This window comes from Streptomyces sp. NPDC047072, from assembly GCF_040643855.1.
GTDB lineage: Bacteria > Actinomycetota > Actinomycetes > Streptomycetales > Streptomycetaceae > Streptomyces.
Genome location: NZ_JBEYVC010000003.1, coordinates 116,203 through 134,199, shown reverse-complemented (window position 1 = coordinate 134,199; position 17,997 = coordinate 116,203). Strand labels below are relative to the sequence as shown.

16 protein-coding genes are annotated in these 17,997 nt (G+C 70.9%); 6 read left to right on the top strand and 10 right to left on the bottom strand.

Going from position 1 to position 17,997, the window contains the following annotated elements:
- Window positions 1-151 precede the first annotated feature (151 nt).
- The 4 genes from ABZ896_RS02390 to ABZ896_RS02375 all read left to right on the top strand — a co-directional run bounded on the left by ABZ896_RS02390 (window position 152) and on the right by ABZ896_RS02375 (window position 4,387).
- Complete coding sequence (locus tag ABZ896_RS02390; protein ID WP_360920595.1) at window positions 152-913, top strand: DeoR/GlpR family DNA-binding transcription regulator; 762 nt, start codon at window positions 152-154, stop codon at window positions 911-913.
- The gene (gene pfkB, locus ABZ896_RS02385; RefSeq protein WP_360920592.1) at window positions 910-1,857 is read left to right on the top strand and encodes a 1-phosphofructokinase; all 948 of its coding nucleotides are present in this window, start codon (window positions 910-912) and stop codon (window positions 1,855-1,857) included. The genes ABZ896_RS02390 and pfkB overlap by 4 nt, the downstream gene beginning before the upstream one ends.
- A gap of 154 nt (window positions 1,858-2,011) precedes the next feature.
- Window positions 2,012-4,030, top strand: a complete 2,019-nt coding sequence (locus ABZ896_RS02380) for a fructose-specific PTS transporter subunit EIIC (RefSeq protein ID WP_360920589.1) — start codon at window positions 2,012-2,014, stop codon at window positions 4,028-4,030.
- 99 nt (window positions 4,031-4,129) lie between these two features.
- On the top strand, window positions 4,130-4,387 hold the full coding sequence (locus ABZ896_RS02375) for a hypothetical protein (RefSeq protein WP_360920586.1): 258 nt from the start codon (window positions 4,130-4,132) through the stop codon (window positions 4,385-4,387).
- A gap of 21 nt (window positions 4,388-4,408) precedes the next feature.
- Here the strand turns inward: ABZ896_RS02375 and ABZ896_RS02370 are convergent, their stop codons facing one another.
- From ABZ896_RS02370 to ABZ896_RS02355, 4 genes are all read right to left on the bottom strand, one after another.
- The gene (locus ABZ896_RS02370; protein ID WP_360920583.1) at window positions 4,409-5,155 is read right to left on the bottom strand and encodes a DUF6227 family protein; all 747 of its coding nucleotides are present in this window, start codon (window positions 5,153-5,155) and stop codon (window positions 4,409-4,411) included.
- Between the two features lie 157 nt (window positions 5,156-5,312).
- Window positions 5,313-6,527: an Ig-like domain-containing protein gene (locus ABZ896_RS02365; RefSeq protein WP_360920580.1), complete on the bottom strand. Its 1,215-nt coding sequence runs from the start codon at window positions 6,525-6,527 to the stop codon at window positions 5,313-5,315.
- 163 nt (window positions 6,528-6,690) lie between these two features.
- Window positions 6,691-7,734 (bottom strand): P1 family peptidase, encoded by a 1,044-nt coding sequence (locus ABZ896_RS02360; RefSeq protein WP_360920577.1) that lies wholly within the window; start codon window positions 7,732-7,734, stop codon window positions 6,691-6,693.
- Complete coding sequence (locus ABZ896_RS02355) at window positions 7,731-8,939, bottom strand: low temperature requirement protein A (RefSeq protein ID WP_360920574.1); 1,209 nt, start codon at window positions 8,937-8,939, stop codon at window positions 7,731-7,733. The genes ABZ896_RS02360 and ABZ896_RS02355 overlap by 4 nt, the downstream gene beginning before the upstream one ends.
- A 52-nt stretch (window positions 8,940-8,991) precedes the next feature.
- Between ABZ896_RS02355 and ABZ896_RS02350 the strand changes: the two genes are divergently transcribed.
- Complete coding sequence (locus tag ABZ896_RS02350) at window positions 8,992-9,180, top strand: hypothetical protein (RefSeq protein WP_360920571.1); 189 nt, start codon at window positions 8,992-8,994, stop codon at window positions 9,178-9,180.
- 49 nt (window positions 9,181-9,229) lie between these two features.
- Here the strand turns inward: ABZ896_RS02350 and mscL are convergent, their stop codons facing one another.
- The 6 genes from mscL to ABZ896_RS02320 form a co-directional block, all read right to left on the bottom strand.
- Window positions 9,230-9,703 (bottom strand): large conductance mechanosensitive channel protein MscL, encoded by a 474-nt coding sequence (gene mscL, locus ABZ896_RS02345; protein WP_360920567.1) that lies wholly within the window; start codon window positions 9,701-9,703, stop codon window positions 9,230-9,232.
- Between the two features lie 138 nt (window positions 9,704-9,841).
- Window positions 9,842-10,429 carry a hypothetical protein gene (locus ABZ896_RS02340; RefSeq protein ID WP_360920564.1) on the bottom strand — a complete coding sequence of 196 codons (588 nt, stop codon included), beginning with the start codon at window positions 10,427-10,429 and terminating at the stop codon, window positions 9,842-9,844.
- A 135-nt stretch (window positions 10,430-10,564) separates the two neighbouring features.
- Entirely contained in the window at window positions 10,565-11,398 is an 834-nt protein-coding gene (locus ABZ896_RS02335) for an S-methyl-5'-thioadenosine phosphorylase (protein WP_360920561.1), read from the bottom strand.
- Window positions 11,399-11,498: 100 nt separating this feature from the next.
- Window positions 11,499-11,834, bottom strand: coding sequence for an FmdB family zinc ribbon protein (locus ABZ896_RS02330; protein WP_360920557.1), 336 nt, complete (start codon window positions 11,832-11,834; stop codon window positions 11,499-11,501).
- 68 nt (window positions 11,835-11,902) lie between these two features.
- On the bottom strand, window positions 11,903-13,168 hold the full coding sequence (locus tag ABZ896_RS02325; RefSeq protein WP_360920554.1) for an MFS transporter: 1,266 nt from the start codon (window positions 13,166-13,168) through the stop codon (window positions 11,903-11,905).
- 196 nt (window positions 13,169-13,364) lie between these two features.
- On the bottom strand, window positions 13,365-14,900 hold the full coding sequence (locus ABZ896_RS02320) for a potassium/proton antiporter (RefSeq protein WP_360920551.1): 1,536 nt from the start codon (window positions 14,898-14,900) through the stop codon (window positions 13,365-13,367).
- A 266-nt stretch (window positions 14,901-15,166) separates the two neighbouring features.
- Between ABZ896_RS02320 and ABZ896_RS02315 the strand changes: the two genes are divergently transcribed.
- Window positions 15,167-17,959 carry a penicillin acylase family protein gene (locus ABZ896_RS02315; protein WP_360920548.1) on the top strand — a complete coding sequence of 931 codons (2,793 nt, stop codon included), beginning with the start codon at window positions 15,167-15,169 and terminating at the stop codon, window positions 17,957-17,959.
- Window positions 17,960-17,997 lie beyond the last annotated feature (38 nt).

Sequence of the window (17,997 nt, the reverse complement as noted above, 5' to 3'; positions counted from 1 at the left end):
ACACCGACGCCCGCCCCTCCCTCGCGGAGTGGCGGGCGATCGGATGCCCGTTTGCGTCTGGAGTGTGCCCGAACCTGTTTACTTTCCGGAAATCCGGGCGTAGCCTCCGACTGAAACCACACGTTCGGGCATCGGTCGGAGGCGAGCGGGCATGTACGCACCGGAGCGGCAGCAGGAGATTCTGCGGCTCGCGCGTGACGGCGGGCGGGTGGACGTGGTGTCGCTGGCCGAGGAGTTCCAGGTCACGGCCGAGACGATCCGCCGGGACCTCAAGGCCCTCGACCGCGCGGGCCTGCTGCGCCGGGTGCACGGCGGTGCCATCCCGGCCGGGCGCCTCGACTTCGAGCCGGACCTCGCCGAGCGCGAGACCACGGCCGCCGACGAGAAGGACCACATCGCCAAGGCCGCCCTCGCGGAACTCCCCACCGAGGGCACCCTGATCCTCGACGCCGGTACGACCGTCGCCCGCCTCGCCGCCGCCGTTCCGCTGGAGGCGTCCCTCACCGTCGTCACCCACAGCCTGCCGATCGCGGCCCGCCTCGCGGACCACCCCGGCATCCAGCTCCACCTCGTCGGGGGACGCGTACGGCACCGTACGCGCGCCGCCGTCGACGCCTGGGCGCTCAGGGCGTACGGCGAGATCCGGGCCGACGTCCTGTTCGTCGCGGCCAACGGCTTCTCCGCCGAGCACGGCCTGACCACCCCCGACCTCGCCGAGGCCGCGGTCAAGCGCGCCGCGATCGCCGCCGCCCGCCGCGTGGTCCTGCTCGCCGACTCCGCCAAGCACGGCCAGGAGCACTTCGCCCGCTTCGGCGACCTGGGCGACGTGGACCTGCTGATCACCGACAGCGGGCTGAGCCCCGAAGACGCCACCGCGATCGAGCGCGGCGGCACGGAAGTAGTGCGCGCATGATTCTCACGGTCACCCCGAACCCGTCCCTGGACCGCACCTACGAGGTCCCCGCCCTCGACCGCGGCGAGGTCATCCGCGCCACCGGCGAGCGCATGGACCCCGGCGGCAAGGGCGTCAACGTCTCGCGCGCGGTCGCGGCGGCCGGGCAGCGCACGGTGGCCGTCCTGCCCCTGGGTGGTGCGCCGGGCGCACTCGTCGCCGACCTGCTCGACGCCCAGGGCATCGAGGTCGCCCCGGTACCGGTCGCGGGCGCCACCCGCTCGAACATCGCGCTCGCGGAGTCCGACGGAGTGCTCACGAAGATCAACGCGCCGGGCCCCGAGCTGTCCCCCGAGGAGCAGGAGCTCCTCCTGGAGACCGTCCGCGAGCAGTCCCGGGACGCCTCTTGGATCGCCTGCTGTGGCAGCCTGCCCCGGGGCCTCGCGCCCTCCTGGTACGCCGAAGTGGTCGCGCGGGCGCACGCCGGGGGCGCGCGGATCGCGCTGGACACCTCCGGGCGCGCCCTCCAGGAGGCGCTGCGGGAACGGCCCGACGTGGTCAAGCCCAATGCCGAGGAACTCGCGGAGGCCGTCGGACGCCCCCTCGCCACGGTGGGCGACGCGCTGAAGGCCGCCGAGGAACTGCGCGGGATGGGCGCCCGCGCCGTCCTCGCGAGCCTGGGCGCGGACGGGCAACTCCTCGTGGACGGCTCCGGCGCCTGGTTCGGCAGCGCACGCGTGGACGTCGTACGCAGCAATGTCGGCGCGGGCGACTCCTCCCTGGCCGGCTTCCTGATCGCCGGCGGCAGCGGCCCGGACGCCCTCGCCTCGGCGGTCGCCCACGGCGCGGCCGCCGTCCAGCTGCCGGGCAGCGTGATGCCGACCCCGGCCGACCTGGACCCGGCGGCGGTGACGGTCACGGCGGAGGTGCCGGTGGACCGCGCACTGAAGGAGCCGGTGTCATGAACGGCCCGCTCACACCCGCTTTCGGTACGGCCATGGGGGCGCCCTTACGTCCCCTCGCCGCCCCCCTCCCCGAGAACCCCCACCCCACCACCCCCGTCCCCACCCCTTACGCCCACCCCACCCCCCGGGCGATACGCGTGCGAAGGAGCCCGCGATGAGCGACATGATCACCGCGGACCTGGTCGATCTCGACCTGTCCGCCGACACCAAGGAAGCGGCGGCGCGTGCCCTCGCCGAGCGCATGGTGAGCCTGGGCCGGGTGACCGACCTGGAGGGCTTCCTCGCCGACGTGGCCACCCGCGAGGCCCAGATGCCCACCGGCCTCGACGGCGGCATCGGCATCCCGCACTGCCGCAGCGAGCACGTCACCGAGCCGACGCTCGCCTTCGGCCGCAGCGCCGCCGGCATCGACTTCGGCGCGCCGGACGGGCCCGCCGACCTGATCTTCCTCATCGCCGCCCCCGCCGGCGCGGACGACGCCCACCTCACGATCCTCTCCTCGCTCGCCCGCCAGCTGATGAACACCGAGTTCACGGACGCGCTGCGGTCGGTGGGGGACGCGGGGAGCGCGGCGGCGCTGATCCGGGGGGACGAGGCGCCGGCGGCCCCGAGCACCCCCGAAGACTCCGTTGCGGTATCGGCGGCGGCCTCCGCCGATACCGCAACGGCCACCACCCCCGACGCCCCCTTCCGGATCGTCGCCGTCACCTCCTGCCCGACCGGCATCGCCCACACCTACATGGCGGCCGAGTCGCTGGAGAACGCGGGCCGTGAGGCGGGCGTCGACATCGTCGTCGAGCCCCAGGGCTCGGCCGGTTTCACCCGCCTCGACCCGGCGGTCATCGCGGCCGCGGACGGCGTGATCTTCGCCCACGACGTCCCCGTACGCGAGAAGGACCGCTTCGCCGGCAAGCCCACGGTGGACGTCGGAGTGAAGGCGGGCATCAACCGGCCGGCCGAGCTGATCTCCGAGGTGCGCGGGAAGGCGGAGCGCGGCGAGGTCACCTCCGGTTCCGCGCCGTCCACTCCGGTCGAGCGCGCCGGCGAGTCCGGCGAGGGCTACGGCACCAGGCTGCGCAAGTGGCTGATGTCCGGCGTCAGTTACATGGTCCCGTTCGTCGCGGCCGGCGGTCTGCTGATCGCCCTCGGCTTCGCGATCGGCGGCTACGAGATCAAGACGGCACCGTCGGTCATGGACCACTTCGTATGGACCCAGGTCGACAGCTGGGCCGCCCTGATGTTCCAGATCGGCGGCGTGGCCTTCGGCTTCCTGGTCCCGGTCCTGGCGGGCTACATCGCCTACGGCATGGCGGACCGGCCCGGTCTGGTCCCCGGCTTCGTCGGCGGCATGATCGCCTCCACGATCAGCGCGGGCTTCCTCGGCGGCCTGGTCGCCGGTCTGCTGGCCGGCGGTGTGGTGATGGCGATCCAGCGGATCACCATCCCACCCGTGCTGCGCGGCATCATGCCGGTGGTGGTGATCCCGCTGATCTCCTCGGCGATCGTCGGCGTCCTGATGTTCGTCGTCGTGGGCAAGCCCATCGCGTCCGCGCAGAAGGGCATGACCGACTGGCTGGACGGCCTGTCCGGCTCCAACGCCATCCTGCTTGGCGCCCTGCTCGGCCTGATGATGTGCTTCGACCTCGGCGGCCCCGTCAACAAGGTCGCGTACACCTTCGCCACCGCCGGTATCGCGGTCTCCAGCCCGAGCGACTCCGCGATGAAGACCATGGCCGCGGTCATGGCCGCCGGTATGGTCCCGCCGCTGGCGATGGCCTTGGCCACGACGGTCCGCGGCAAGCTCTTCACCCCGACCGAGCGCGAGAACGGCAAGGCCGCCTGGGTCCTCGGTGCCTCCTTCATCTCCGAGGGCGCGATCCCGTTCGCGGCGGCCGACCCGCTGCGCGTCATCCCGCCGTCGATGGTGGGCGGCGCGATCACCGGTGCGCTGTCGATGGCCTTCGGCGCCACGCTGCGCGCCCCGCACGGCGGCATCTTCGTGGTCCCGCTGATCGGCCACGCCTTCCTCTACCTGATCGCCATCGCGGTCGGCGTGTGCGTCACCACGGCCCTGGTGGTCGTACTGAAGGGCATGCGCAAGACGACCCCCGCCGCCGAGACCCCCGCGGCGCCCGTCGCCGAGGCCGCGCCGAAGCAGCCGGTCGCCGCGTGAGAACCGCCCCTTTGGGGCGGCCGTGAGTGGTTCACGGCACCTGCGAGATACGTCACGGTCCGGGACAGAAGTCCCGGACCGTGGTGTGTACTGGGGCGCATGCCCGATCACGTCTCCGTCTACCAGGTGCTGGGGATGACCCTGCTCGCCCTGGTGACCCTCGTCTGGGCGGTGGGCCTCGCCTGGCTGCTGCGCCGCGGCACCTTCACGGCCACGGCCCGGCGCGCCGCCGCCCGCTCCCTGCCCGCACTCCCGCACCAGCGGCAGGAGGGCCCGCACCTGGAGTCCGTCGAACTGACCCCGGCGGAACAGGACGCCTTCGCGGGTCTCGTACGACAACTCGTCACCGGCCGCTGACACGGCACCGGTGGGTCCGGCTCAGGAGACCTGTGCCGCGCGCCGCTCCATCGCGTCGCGGGCGGCGTCCTCGCTGACGTACACCTCGCACATGTGCCGTCCGTCGGGCGTCACCGTGTGCTCGACCTCCCACAGGGAGATCTCCGCGCCGTCCCGCAGCAGGAACGCGTGCTCGTAGAGCGAGAAGCACAGCCCGGCGCGCCCCGCCCGGCACGGGCGTCCGAACGCCTGCGTGATCTGGTGCGCGAACGCCGTGGTCAGCAGGGCGACCGTCGCCGCGTCCGGCCGGTCCTGGTTCTCCGCGCGGCGCAGGAGCCGGCGCGCGTGGTCCGCCGAGTCGTCCGGGACGTAGGCGTGCCGGGGCGGGTGGACCGGCTCCAGCTGCACCGTCACCGGCAGTTCGAAGTCCGGGGTGTCCGGCGGCAGCGGCAGCCGCGCGGTCGCCGTCCGCAGCTCCTCCTCGTCGACGTACACCTCGTGCTGCGGGACGCTGTCCCGCGCGGTGTTGTGGACGAGCTCCCACAGGGTGAGCGCCGAGCCGTCCGCGAGCAGCCAGGTGTGCCGGTACGTCTCGCGGTGCAGTCCCGCGCTGTGGTGCGCGGAGTGCAGCGAACTGTCGTACGCCAGCGCGCAGTCCAGTCGCCGTATCGTCTCGTCGGGCAGTTCGAAGGAGTTCAGGGCACGACCGAGGAGTCGCGCGAGGTGCTCCTCCGGAGACTCGGGCGACTCGGGTGGTTCGTACGCTGCCGTCTCGTACGGAACGCTCAAGGTTTCTCCCGGCGTTGCTGCATGTCACCTTGTGGGTGCATACCGTAGCCCCTCGGTCGGACATCATGTCCGGGAACCGAGAAAACGTACGCCCGGAAAACGCCCGGGCCGCGCAGGAAGTTCCCACGCGACCCGATGATCCGTCAAAAATCCCCGGTCAGACGGCACTTCCGGCGGTCCACTCGCTCCACGACAGGTTCCAGCCGTTGAGTCCGTTGTCCGGCGCGACCTGCTTGTCGGGGGAGTTCTTCACGATGACCACGTCCCCGATGATCGAGCTGTCGTAGAACCACTTGGCCGGGGTGTCGCCCTGTCCGCCCTTGACGTCCTGGAGCCCCACGCAGCCGTGGCTGGTGCCGGTGCGCCCGAACGGCGGATTCCCCTTGTTGTACCAGTAGTTGCCGTGGATGAAGGTCCCCGACTGCGTCAGCCGCATGGCGTCCGGCACGTCCGGGATGTCGTACGCGTTGGCCAGCGCGACCGTCCGGCTGTCCATCCGGATCTTCTTGTACTTCTCGGAGATCACCATCTGCCCGTTGTAGGTGGTGAACTCCGGGCTGCCGGCCGAGATCGGCACCTTCTTGACGGTCTTGCCGTCCCGGACGACGGTCATGGTCTGCGTGTTCACGTCGACCGTCGACACCTGCGAGCGTCCGACGACGAAGCTCACGGTCTTCTTCTGCACCCCGACGACGCCGTTCGCGCCCTCGACCCCGTCCAGGTCGATCTTCATCGTGACCTTGGACCCGGCCTTCCAGTACTCCTCGGGCCGGAAGTCGATCCGCTGCGACCCGAACCAGTGCCCGACCACCTGCTGGCCGCTGCTGGAGCTGACGGTGATGTGCGACTGCACGGCCTTCTTGTCGGTGATCGCCTTGTCGAAATTGAACGACACCGGCATCCCCACACCGACCGTCGTCCCCCCGTCCGGCGTGTACGTCCCTATGAAGCTGTGCGCCTTGTCGACGGTGGTGAACACCGACTTCGCGGCCACGGACCTCCCGTCGGAGTCCTTGGCCGTCGCGGCTATCTCGTACTTCGTCCCCCGCTCCAGCTGCTCCTTCGGCACCCAGCTCGCACCGCCCGCGGCCATCGCCCCCGGCACGTCCTGCCCCGAACCCGCCACCGACATCCGCACGTTCGTCAGCGTGCCGTCGCTGACCTTCACACCGGTCGAGTTGATCGACGCGCCCGTCGAGCCGTTCTTCGCCGAGATGTCGATCCGCGCCTGCGAGGACTTGGTCGCCGAGTCCCCGCCCTTGCCGTCCTTCGCGGGGCTCGGCCCACCGCACGCGGTGAGTCCCAGGGCGCCGACCATCAGGACGGCACAGGCCCGTATGACGCGCCGTGCTGCTGTGTCCGGCGTTGTCACGATTCACTCCAGTCTCATGGGATGCGCGTTGTCCGCTCCGATCCGTGAAGAAATCCGTGAAGAAAGAGGGACCGGATGCTCTGGCGGGTTCCCCGTGGGGACGCCACATGCCCGCACGTGACAAAACCATGACGAAACATGACGGCGCGGCTCCGCCTCCGCCTCAGTCGCCCGGCGCCGCAGGCCGCCCGTACAACTCCGTGTACGACGGCCACACCCCGCCCGGACCCGCCACCGACCCGGCCGCCCGCACCGCCCGCACGATCGCCCGCGTCACCACGTCCGCCCCCGCCGCGAGAACGTCGTTGAGCGCCAGCGGATGCCCCGCGTCCAGCGGCACCGCCCCCGTCGCCAGCGCGAACACCGTGTCCCCGTCGTTCAGCATGTGCACCGGCCGCACCGCCCGCGCGATCCCGTCGTGCGCCGTCCCAGCCACCTTCTGCGCCTGCGCCTTGGACAGCACCGCGTCCGTGGCGACCACCGCGAGCGTGGTGTTCAGCAACGGCGGCGCGTTCTTCGCCGCGGTCTCCGCCAGCCGCCGCGACGCGGCCTCGTGCACCGGCGCGGACGGCCGGTCCACGCTCCCCTGGAACAACTCCCCGTACAGCACCCCCGTTCCGGCATCCAGCACCGACCCCATCGCGTTCACCACCACCAGCGCCGCCACCGTGACCCCCGAGGGGAGCACGGAACTCGCCGTCCCCACCCCGCCCTTCATGGCCCCGACCACGGTCCCGGTCCCCGCCCCCACGCACCCTTCCGGGACCACCGCCCCCACGTCGCTCGCCGCCGCGTCCTCGACCGCCGCCCGCCCGGTCGCCGCGTCCGGCCGGGCCCGGAAATCCCCGCCGCGCCCCAGGTCGAACACGCACGCCGCCGGCACCACGGGAACGACATGCCGCGGGTCCGGCCCGACCCGCACCCCCCGCCCCTGCTCCTCCAGCCAGGCCATCACCCCGGAGGCCGCGTCGAGCCCGTAGGCGCTGCCCCCGGTGAGCACGATCGCCTCGACCTTCTCCACCACGTTGCGCGGATCGAGCGCGTCGGTCTCCTTGGTGCCGGGGCCGCCGCCGCGTACGTCCACCGCGGCCACGGCGCCGCCTTCCGGTGCGAGCACCACGGTCGTGCCGGTGAGCCAACCACCGCCGGTGCGCGTCGCGTGTCCCACCCGCACTCCGGCTACGTCCGTCAAAGCGTCCACTGTCATGGGACCAGTCTGGTCGCCACCGCCTCTCTTTCGTCCCGGGCGACCATGCGCGCCGTGAGCGTCGTCCCGGTCACCACGGCCAGCGCCGCCACGACGCCCGCCGCGGGCACCGCCGCGTCACCCAGGAAGGTGCAGCAGATCACCAGCAGCGCCGTCACCGGAAGCACCAGTTGCTGAGCGGTGCCGACCTTGAAGTGGCGCGAGTGCAGGACCCAGACGGTCAGGAGGTACAGCGCGGTCGGCAGGGTCACCGCGGCCGACGCGGCGAGCGTGGAGATGTGCGCCTTGCCGACGGCCTGCTCCACGGCCACCTCCAGGCCCGCCCCGATCGCGGCGGCCGAGGCGAAGACCAGGTAGTGGCCGTAGCCCCATAGGAACGCCTGTCTGTTGGAGCGCAGATGGCCGTGGATGGGCACCACGAAGTAGATCCACCAGGCGGCGAAGATGATCAGCAGTCCGCCCGCGGCGATCGGCAGGAGCTCGTCCAGCGCGTCGTGCTCGTCGATGCCCGACTTGACGGCGACCGTGGCTGCGGCGATCGTCTCGCCGAGCACGATGATCGTGAACAGCCCGTACCGCTCGGCGATGTGATGCGGATGCCACGACGTCGTGTGGTCCTTCTCGGCGAAGGGAGGCACGCACATCTCCAGCACCGCCATCACCGGGAACACCCAGGCCCGGCCGCCCTCGGGGAACACCACCAGGCCCAGCCAGCCGACCTGGCAGAGCAGCACGCCACCGGCGTACCGCAGGGCCATGGTCCGCTCCGGCCCCTCGCACGAACGCGCCACCCGCAGCCACTGCGCGATCAGCGCCAGCCGCATGATCACATAGCCCAGCAGCACGGCCAGGAAGTCGTGGTCGTCGAACGCCCTGGACACCCCGGCCGCCAGCACCAGGACCCCGGCGATCTGTATCAGGGTGACGACCCGGTAGAGCACGTCGTCGTTGTCGTACGCCGAGGCGAACCAGGTGAAGTTCATCCACGCCCACCAGATGGCGAAGAACACCATCGCGTAGTTGAGGATGCCCTCGCCTGCGTGTCCCTCGGCGACGGCGTGCACCAGGGCCACGCCGGCCTGGGCGATGGCGACGACGAAGCACAGGTCGAAGAAGAGTTCCAGCGGTGAGGCGACCCGGTGGGCCTCGTCACGGCCGCGGGCGGTGAGTCTGCGCAGCGGGCTGCGGGCGGAAGCGGAGGTCATGAGCCCCAGCACAGCAGACAACCGCGGGAAATTCTCGCCGTACCCTGGAGGCATGAGCGCTGTCCCCGATCCCGCCCCCGAGCCGCGCGCGCCGAAGCCCGCCCTGGTCTTCGACGACCCGCTGGACCAGCAGTCCTCCGACGACACGGACAGCGGCTGGGGCGAGCGCTCGCACTCCGCAGGGGACGGCGCGGCCGACCTGAAGCGGTTCCTGGACGAGAAGCCGCCCCACCACCTCTGAGCCGACCGCACCGCGGCCCACCCGCTTCGACGGGCGGTGACGGCCGGCGCTAGCGCCCGTCGTGCCCCGAGCCCCGCTGGGCGACCATCGCGTCGCGGATCTCCTTGAGGACCTCCAGCTCGGTCACCTCGATGACCTCGTGGGTGCCCTCCTTCGCCTTCCGGCGGGCCTCCACGCGGGCCAGGTACTTCGACATCGGCAGGACCATCAGGAAGTACACGACGGCCGCGGTGATCACGAAGCTGAGGGTGGCGCCGAGCACCGAGCCCCACCTGATCGGGATTCCGCTCAGCACTGTGCCGTCCGCCGCGACCTTGCACGGCGCTTGCAGGCACGAGCTGTAGCTGTCGAGGTTCTTCGTGCCGATCGCCCCCACCAGCGGGTTGATGATCCCCTTCACCACCGAGTTGACGATGTTGGTGAAGGCGGCGCCGATGACCACCGCGACTGCCAGGTCGACGACGTTCCCGCGCGTCAGGAATGCCTTGAAGCCGTCCCAGACGTTGGGCTTCTTCTCGCTCACCTCGGTGGTTCTCCTCGCATGCACAGGGTGTGGAACAAACAGCTCCGCAACCTACGTCAACGCCAGGTGACCCTGTCCAATTGGGTAGCTCCAAAGAGGGACTTGACAGCGTCTCGCGCGGCAGGTGCACCGTACGGCTCAACACAGCGTCACCGCCAGACGGGCCGTCGTGCTCGCCCCGGCGAGACGCGCCGCGGTCGTGCGCGGCACCGAGAGCACGACCAGCGCGCCGCTCCCGCTCTCGGCGGCCGGCGCCTGAGGCACCTCGGTCACGCGCGCTCCCCGGGCGACCACATGCGCGTCCCCGCCCGTCGCCGACTCCTCGGCGGCGATGACGTCGACCCGGTCCCCGGGCCGCAGCAGCCGGACCGTCGCACCGTCGGCGATCCGCACCGGCGCGGACACGGTCTCGACGACCCGGTGCTCCCGCACGGACCTGTGCTCCCGTACGGACGCGGTCACCGGATGCCCCCGGGCCCGGTCGCCGCCGCCGTCCCGGGGCCCCGCCGCCACGAGCGCGGCCGCGGTGACGACCAGGCCGACGGCCACGGCCCGCTTGCGGTGCCGGACCAGACGCCCGAGCGGATACCGCCCGCCGCGCACCCGCACCGGCGCGAAGTGCGGAACCTCGCAGGTGGGAGGGGCGTCCGCGCCGGGCGGGTACGGAGGGACGGGGGAGAGGGGCGAGGGGGACGAGAAGGACGAGGGAGACGGAGCGAAGGACACGGGAACCACCACCTGCGACGAAGGGATCGGCCTGCGCTGCCACGATGAGGCATCGCGCCGACCCCTCGCAGGGACCGGTGGACTACCAGCCGGTTGTGGAAAACTCCGTCACCCGAACGAGAACTTCCGTCGTCGCTACGGCAGTTCGAACCCCGGGTCCATCCCACCCAGCGCGTTCGCGCACAGACAGTCCCGCTCCCCGTCCGCCGGCAGCGCGGCCACCGCGTCGAACAGCACACCCCGCAGCCGGTCCACGTTCGCCGCGAACACCCGCAGGACCTCCTCGTGGGAGACGCCCTCGCCGGTCTCGGCGCCCGCGTCGAGATCCGTGACCAGCGTCAACGACGTGTAGCAGAGCTCCAGTTCACGGGCGAGGGACGCCTCGGGATGCCCGGTCATGCCCACCACCGACCAGCCCTGAGCCCGGTGCCACAGCGACTCGGCACGGGTCGAGAACCGCGGCCCCTCGATCACGACGAGCGTGCCGCCGTCCACCGCCTCCCAGTCCCGCCCGCGCGCCGCCTTCAGCGCGGCCGCCCGGCCCACGGGGCAGTACGGGTCGGCCAGGGAGACGTGCACCACGTGCGGCACCGCGCCGTCCGGCAGCGGCAGCCCGTCGAAGTAGGTTCCCGCCCGGGACTTCGTACGGTCGACCAGCTGGTCCGGCACGAGCAGCGTGCCCGGCCCGTACTCCGGACGCAGCCCGCCCACGGCACACGGTCCGAGGATCTGCCGCGCCCCCACCGACCTCAGCGCCCACAGATTGGCCCGGTAGTTGATCCGGTGCGGCGGCAGATGGTGACCGCGCCCGTGCCGGGGCAGGAAGGCGACCCGCCGCCCGGCCACCTCGCCGAGGAACAGGGAGTCGCTGGGCGGGCCGTAGGGGGTGTTGACCTGGATCTCGGTCACGTCGTCGAGGAACGAGTAGAAGCCGGAACCGCCGATTACGCCGATCTCTGCGTTCGCCATGTCCCGCACAGTATCCGGCCCGCAACGAGCACGCCGGGTGCCGGAGGAAACACCGAAGACCCGGCCGTCGTACGGCGACCGGGTCCTGGGGAAGCGAGAACTACGCGGCGGAGCTGCTGCCGGCCGAGCTGCCCGAACTCGACGACTTCGAGTCCGAGGACGACGAGGAGGACGTCGACGAGGAGGACGACGAAGACGAGGAGTCGGACGACGTCGACGACTTCGAGGACGACGACGCCGGGGAGCTGCTCGACGAGGAGCCGCGGCTGTCGTTCCGGTAGAAGCCGGAGCCCTTGAAGACAATGCCGACCGCGGAGAACACCTTCTTCAGGCGGCCACCGCAGCTGGGGCACTCGGTCAGGGCGTCGTCGGTGAACTTCTGCACCGCCTCGAGGCCCTCGCCGCACTCGGTGCACTGGTACTGGTAGGTCGGCACTTGTCTTCCTCCTGGCACTCTCACTCAATGAGTGCTAACGAGGGTCCATAGTGACGTATTCCCGGGGATCAGTCCACTGCCACCGGCACTCGGTGACCGATGCCACGCGCGACGGTGCGGCTGCGGGGCCGCCCCACCAGGTGCGAACGCAGCGCCAGCAGGGTCGCCAGGGCCAGCAGCGTGCCGCCCATCGGCACCAGGAATCCGGAGCCGTCCCAGAGACGGTCCTCCAGCTGTCCGGCGACCGTGACGGCGGCCGCCTGGCCGAGCGCCACCGCTCCGGTCAGCCAGGTGAAGGCCTCGGTGCGGGCACCGGCCGGGACCAGGTTCTCGACCAGGGTGTAGCCGGTGATCAGAGTGGGCGCGATGCACATGCCGACCAGGAGGCCGAGGCCCGCGAGGACGAGCACCGAGTGCGCGGCCCACAGGCCGGAGGCCGTCAGGGCGAGGGCGCCGTAAGCGACGACCAGGCGCCTGCGCGGGGCCACCTTCCAGGCGATCGCGCCGCAGACCAGGCCGGAGATCATGTTGCCCGCCGCGAAGACGCCGTACAGGACGCCGTTCAGGCCGGGCTCGCCGATCGACTCGCTGAACGCGGCGAGCGAGACCTGCATGCCGCCGAAGACGGCACCGATGCCCAGGAAGGTCACGATCAGCACGCGCACCCCGGGGACCCGCAGCGCCGAGGTGTGCTCCACGCGCGCGTAGACCCCGAAAGGGACGGACGGCTGTGAGCTCTTCTGTGCGGCGAACAGAAGTCCGCCGAGCAGCGTCAGCGAGGCCTCGGTCAGCAGGCCGGCCGCGGGGTGCACGGCGGTGCACAGGGCGGTGGCCAGCAGTGGGCCGAAGACGAAGGTCAGCTCGTCCGTGACCGACTCGAAGGCCGCCGCGGTGGTCATCAGGGGTGAGCCCTGGAGCTTGACGCCCCAGCGGGCGCGCACCATGGGCCCGATCTGCGGCACCGAGGCGCCGGTGGGCACGGCCGCCGCGAACAGCGCCCAAAGGGGGGCGTGGGACAGCGCCAGGACGGTCAGGGCGATGCCCGACGCCGTGTGCACGAGGACGCCGGGGACCAGCACCGCGCGCTGCCCGTGACGGTCCGCGAGACGGCCGCTGTAGGGCGCGAACAGCGCCATGGAGACACCGGTGACCGCCGCGACGGCGCCTGCCGCGCCGTAGGAGCCGGTGGTGTGCTGGACGAGCAGCACGAGGGAGAGGGTGAGCATCGCGAACGGCTGGCGTGCCGCGAAGCCGGGGAGCAGGAACGTCCAGGCGCCGCGGGTGCGCAGCAGCTGTCCGTATCCCGGGCGGGAGGAGGTGACCGTGGATGCCACGGCCCGTGCCTTTCTGCCGCCTGGTAGCGCGCCCCCTTGAGGGGCGGGCCGAGAGCTGTCCTCTTGCGCGGACTGCGGTAGATGCCACACCACGGAGGGTGTCTCGGCCGCCATACGGTCGCGCCAGCACTGCGTCAGGCAGAGTTGGTTCGATCAGGAGTGCGCCCTCATCGTACAGGGAGCGCGTAACACGCTCTTAACCTGTGTCCCGGCCGCCGCCCGTGCCCAGCCAGCCCGCCAGCTTGCCGCCGTGGCCGACCGCGCGAAGGCGCTGTTCCGCGGCGTCGCGGACCGGGTCGGTGGCGACGACGAGGAGTTCGTCGCCGCGCCGGAGCACCGTGGTGGGCAGCGGAACGAACGATTTTCCATCGCGGACGACGAGGGTGACGGCGGCTCCGGCGGGCAGCCTGAGCTCGTTGACCTCCACGCCGTGCATCCGGGAGCCCTCGGGGATCGCGACGGACAGCAGATGCCCGCGCAGCCGCTCCAGTGGGGCGGACTCGATGCCGAGGTCGGCGGCCTCGGGGCCCTCGCCCAGGCGCAGCTTGCGGGCCAGCCAGGGCAGCGTCGGACCCTGGACGAGGGTGTATACGACGACCAGGACGAAGACGATGTTGAAGATGCGCCGGCTGCCCTCGACGCCGTTCACCATGGGGATCGTCGCCAGGATGATGGGCACGGCGCCGCGCAGGCCCGCCCAGGACATCAGGGTCTGCTCCTGCCAGGCGACCTTGAACGGGGTCAGGCACAGGAAGACGCTCAGGGGGCGCGCCACCATCGTGAGCACCAGCCCGATGACGAGTCCGGGCAGGACGTCGTCGCCGAGTTCGTGCGGGGTGACCAGCAGGCCGAGCAGGACGAACATGCCGATCTGGGCGATCCAGCCGAGGCCGTCGGCGAAACCGCGCGTGGCGGGCCAGTGCGGCAGCTTGGCGTTGCCCATGACCATCGAGGCCAGATAGACGGCGAGGAAGCCGCTGCCGTGGGCCATGGCGCCCGCCGCGTACGCCGTGACGGCGATCGCCATGACGGCGATCGGGTAGAGGCCGGAGGCGGGCAGCGCCACGTGCCGGAGGCCCCAGGAGCCGAGCCAGCCCACCGCGATGCCGATGGCGGCGCCGATGGCCAGCTCCATGGTTATCTCGCCCAGCAGGACGTACCAGTGCTCGACGGGGCCCGCCTGGGAGAAGGCGACGACCAGGATGACCACCGGGGCGTCGTTGAAGCCGGACTCGGCCTCCAGCGTGCCCGTCACGCGCGCGGGCAGCGGGATGCGGCGCAGCACCGAGAAGACCGCCGCCGCGTCCGTGGAGGAGACGACCGCCCCGATGATGAGCGCCTGACGCCACTCGAGGCCGATCAGGTAGTGCGCGGCCGTCGCCGTGACCCCGACGCTCACCGCGACCCCGGCCAGCGCGAGCGCGGTGGCGGCGGGCAGGGCCGGTTTGATCTCCTTCCACTTCGTGCCGAGGCCGCCCTCGGCCAGGATCACGACCAGGGCCGCGTATCCGATGACCTGGGTCAGTTCGGCGTTGTCGAAGTGGATGTCGCCGATGCCGTCCTGGCCCATGGCGATGCCGATCCCCAGGTACACGAGCAGGCTGGGGAGCCCGCTGCGCGAGGAGATCCGGACCGCTGCCACGGCGACGAGCAGGACGAGCGAGCAGACGAGCAGGAGCTGGTTGAGGTGGTGGACTGTCAGCGGCCGTTCCCTTCCCTGGCTCACCCGCATCACGCGCGCGTGAGCTCACGTACATAGGACACGAAGAGGTGAGGCTCCGCACCCAAGTACTTCGTTACCTTACCTAACTCTTGACGATTTCTTGACGCTTCTCGCCCCGAGATCGAACGCCCGTGCCCTCCAGTTCCCGACTCCGCGTCAAGTGGCCGTAGGCGCTGCGCCTATGGTTGCTCCAGCGCGCAGAGCCTGTGTCACACAGGCTCTCAGTCAAAAGCACAGCCCGCCCTGCCGCTCGCGTTAGGACAGCAAGGACAGCGATGCCCCCCACCACCACCGCCTCATCGGGTCAGCAGCCCGGCAAGTCCGGCAGGAAGAAGGGGCGCAGAGCCCGCCTGATCGTTCTCGTGCTCGTCCTGGCCGTCATCGGTGGCATCGCCTACGGCGGCTACTGGTCGGTGAGCACGGTCCGCGCGTCCCTGCCGCAGACCAAGGGCTCGATCACGCTGGAGGGCCTGTCGGGGCCCGTGGACGTCAAGCGGGACGGCTACGGCATCCCGCAGATCTACGCCTCCTCCGACGAGGACCTCTTCATGGCGCAGGGCTACGTCCAGGCGCAGGACCGGTTCTACGAGATGGACGTCCGCCGGCACATGACCTCCGGGCGCCTGTCGGAGATGTTCGGCAAGAGCCAGGTCGACAACGACGAGTTCCTGCGCACGCTCGGCTGGGACCGGGTCGCCAAGGAGGAGTACGACACCAAGCTGTCGGCCTCCACCAAGAAGTACCTCCAGGCGTACGCCAAGGGGGTCAACGCCTACCTCCAGGGCAAGAGCGGCAAGGAGATCTCCCTGGAGTACGCCGCGCTCGGCTTCGTCAACGACTACAAGCCCGCGAAGTGGACTCCGGTCGACTCGATCTCGTGGCTCAAGGCGATGGCCTGGGACCTGCGCGGCAACATGCAGGACGAGATCGACCGGGCCCTGATGACCAGCCGCCTCGGCCCGAAGCAGATCGCCGACCTGTACCCGGACTACCCGTACAGCCGCAACCAGACGATCGTCCAGGAGGGCCAGTACGACGAGCTCACCGGGACGTTCCAGCAGAACGGCAGCTCGGCGAACAACGGCCTGTCCGGCACGGGCACCGGCACCTCGACGAACGGCGGCACGGGCACCGACGGCACCACGACGGCCTCTTCGGCCTCCTCGGCCCTCCAGAGCCAGCTCTCGGGCCTCTCCGACGTCCTGGACGACGTCCCGACGGCCGTCGGCGTCAACGGCAACGGCATCGGCTCCAACTCGTGGGTCGTCGCGGGCTCGCACACCATCACCGGCCACCCGCTGCTGGCCAACGACCCGCACCTGTCGGCCGCGCTGCCGTCCGTCTGGTACCAGATGGGCCTGCACTGCCGCACCGTCTCCAGCAAGTGCCAGTACGACGTCACCGGCTACACCTTCGCGGGCATGCCCGGTGTGATCATCGGCCACAACGCGAAGATCGCCTGGGGCATGACCAACTCCGGCGTCGACGTCACCGACCTCTACCTGGAGAAGCTCAGCGGCGACGGCTACCTCTACGACGGCAAGGTCAAGCCCTTCACCACGCGCGAGGAGACCATCAAGGTCGCCGGCGGCGCGTCCAAGAAGATCGTCGTCCGCGAGACCAACAACGGCCCCCTGCTCTCCGACCGCAACGACGAACTCGTCCAGGTCGGCAAGAAGGCCGGCGTGGGCAACGAGGCACCCGACCGGGGCGACGGCTACGGCGTCTCCCTGCGCTGGACCGCGCTGGACCCCGGCACCTCCATGGACGCCGTCTTCGCGATGGACAAGGCGTCGAACTGGAGCGAGTTCCGCCAGGCCGCGTCCCTGTTCGACGTGCCCTCGCAGAACCTCGTCTACGCCGACTCCGAGAACATCGGCTACACGCTGCCCGGACGCATCCCGATCCGCCAGAAGGGCGACACCGGCGCCATCCCGGCCCCCGGCTGGGACCCCAAGTACACCTGGACCGGCAAGTACATCCAGCAGGACGAGCTGCCCTACGAGTACAACCCGAAGCGCGGCTACATCGTCACCGCCAACCAGGCCGTGGTCGACAAGGACAAATACCCCTACACGCTCACCACGGACTGGGGCTACGGCACCCGCAGCCAGCGCATCACCGACCTGATCCAGCAGAAGATCAAGGGCGGCGGCAAGCTCTCCACCGACGACATGCGTCAGATGCAGCTCGACAACAGCAGCGAGATCGCCAAGCTGCTCGTGCCCCAGCTGCTGAAGATCGACATCGACGACAAGGACGTCCGCGAGGCCCAGGAGCTCCTGGAGGGCTGGGACTACACCCAGGACGCCGACTCGGCGGCGGCCGCCTACTTCAACGCGGTCTGGCGCAACATCCTCAAGCTCGCGTTCGGCAACAAGCTGCCCAAGGAGCTGCGGGTCAAGGGCCAGTGCCTGTGGGTCGACCCGGTCAACACCACGGGGCCGGTGGACGACACCGACAAGGTCCGCGAGTGCGGTCAGCGCGACGCCGACCAGGCGCAGCCCGACGGCGGCGACCGCTGGTTCGAGGTGGTCCGCAAGCTGATGAACGACCCGAACAGTGACTGGTGGAAGACGCCGGCCGGCGTCGGCGACCGTCCCAAGGCCACCAACCGCGACGAGCTGTTCAAGCGCGCCATGATCGACGCCCGCTGGGAGCTGACCGCGAAGCTCGGCAAGGACATCGATACCTGGAGCTGGGGCCGGCTGCACCGCCTGTTCCTGAACAACCAGACCCTGGGCACCGACGGCCCCGACGTCGTGAAGTACCTCCTCAACCGCGGCCCCTGGAAGCTCGGCGGCGGCGAGGCGACGGTCAACGCGACCGGCTGGAACGCCGCAGGGGGCTACGGCGTCGTCTGGGTGCCGTCGATGCGCATGGTGGTCAACCTCGGCGACCTCGACAAGTCGAAGTGGATCAACCTCACGGGCGCCTCGGGGCACGCCTTCAGCTCGCACTACACCGACCAGACCGGCAAGTGGGTCAAGGGCGAACTGCTCGACTGGTCCTTCTCGGACAGTGCCGTCGACAAGAGCACGAGCGACACACTGGTGCTGAAGCCGTAGCCGACCGGACGAAGGGCCCCTCCACGCGCGCGTGGAGG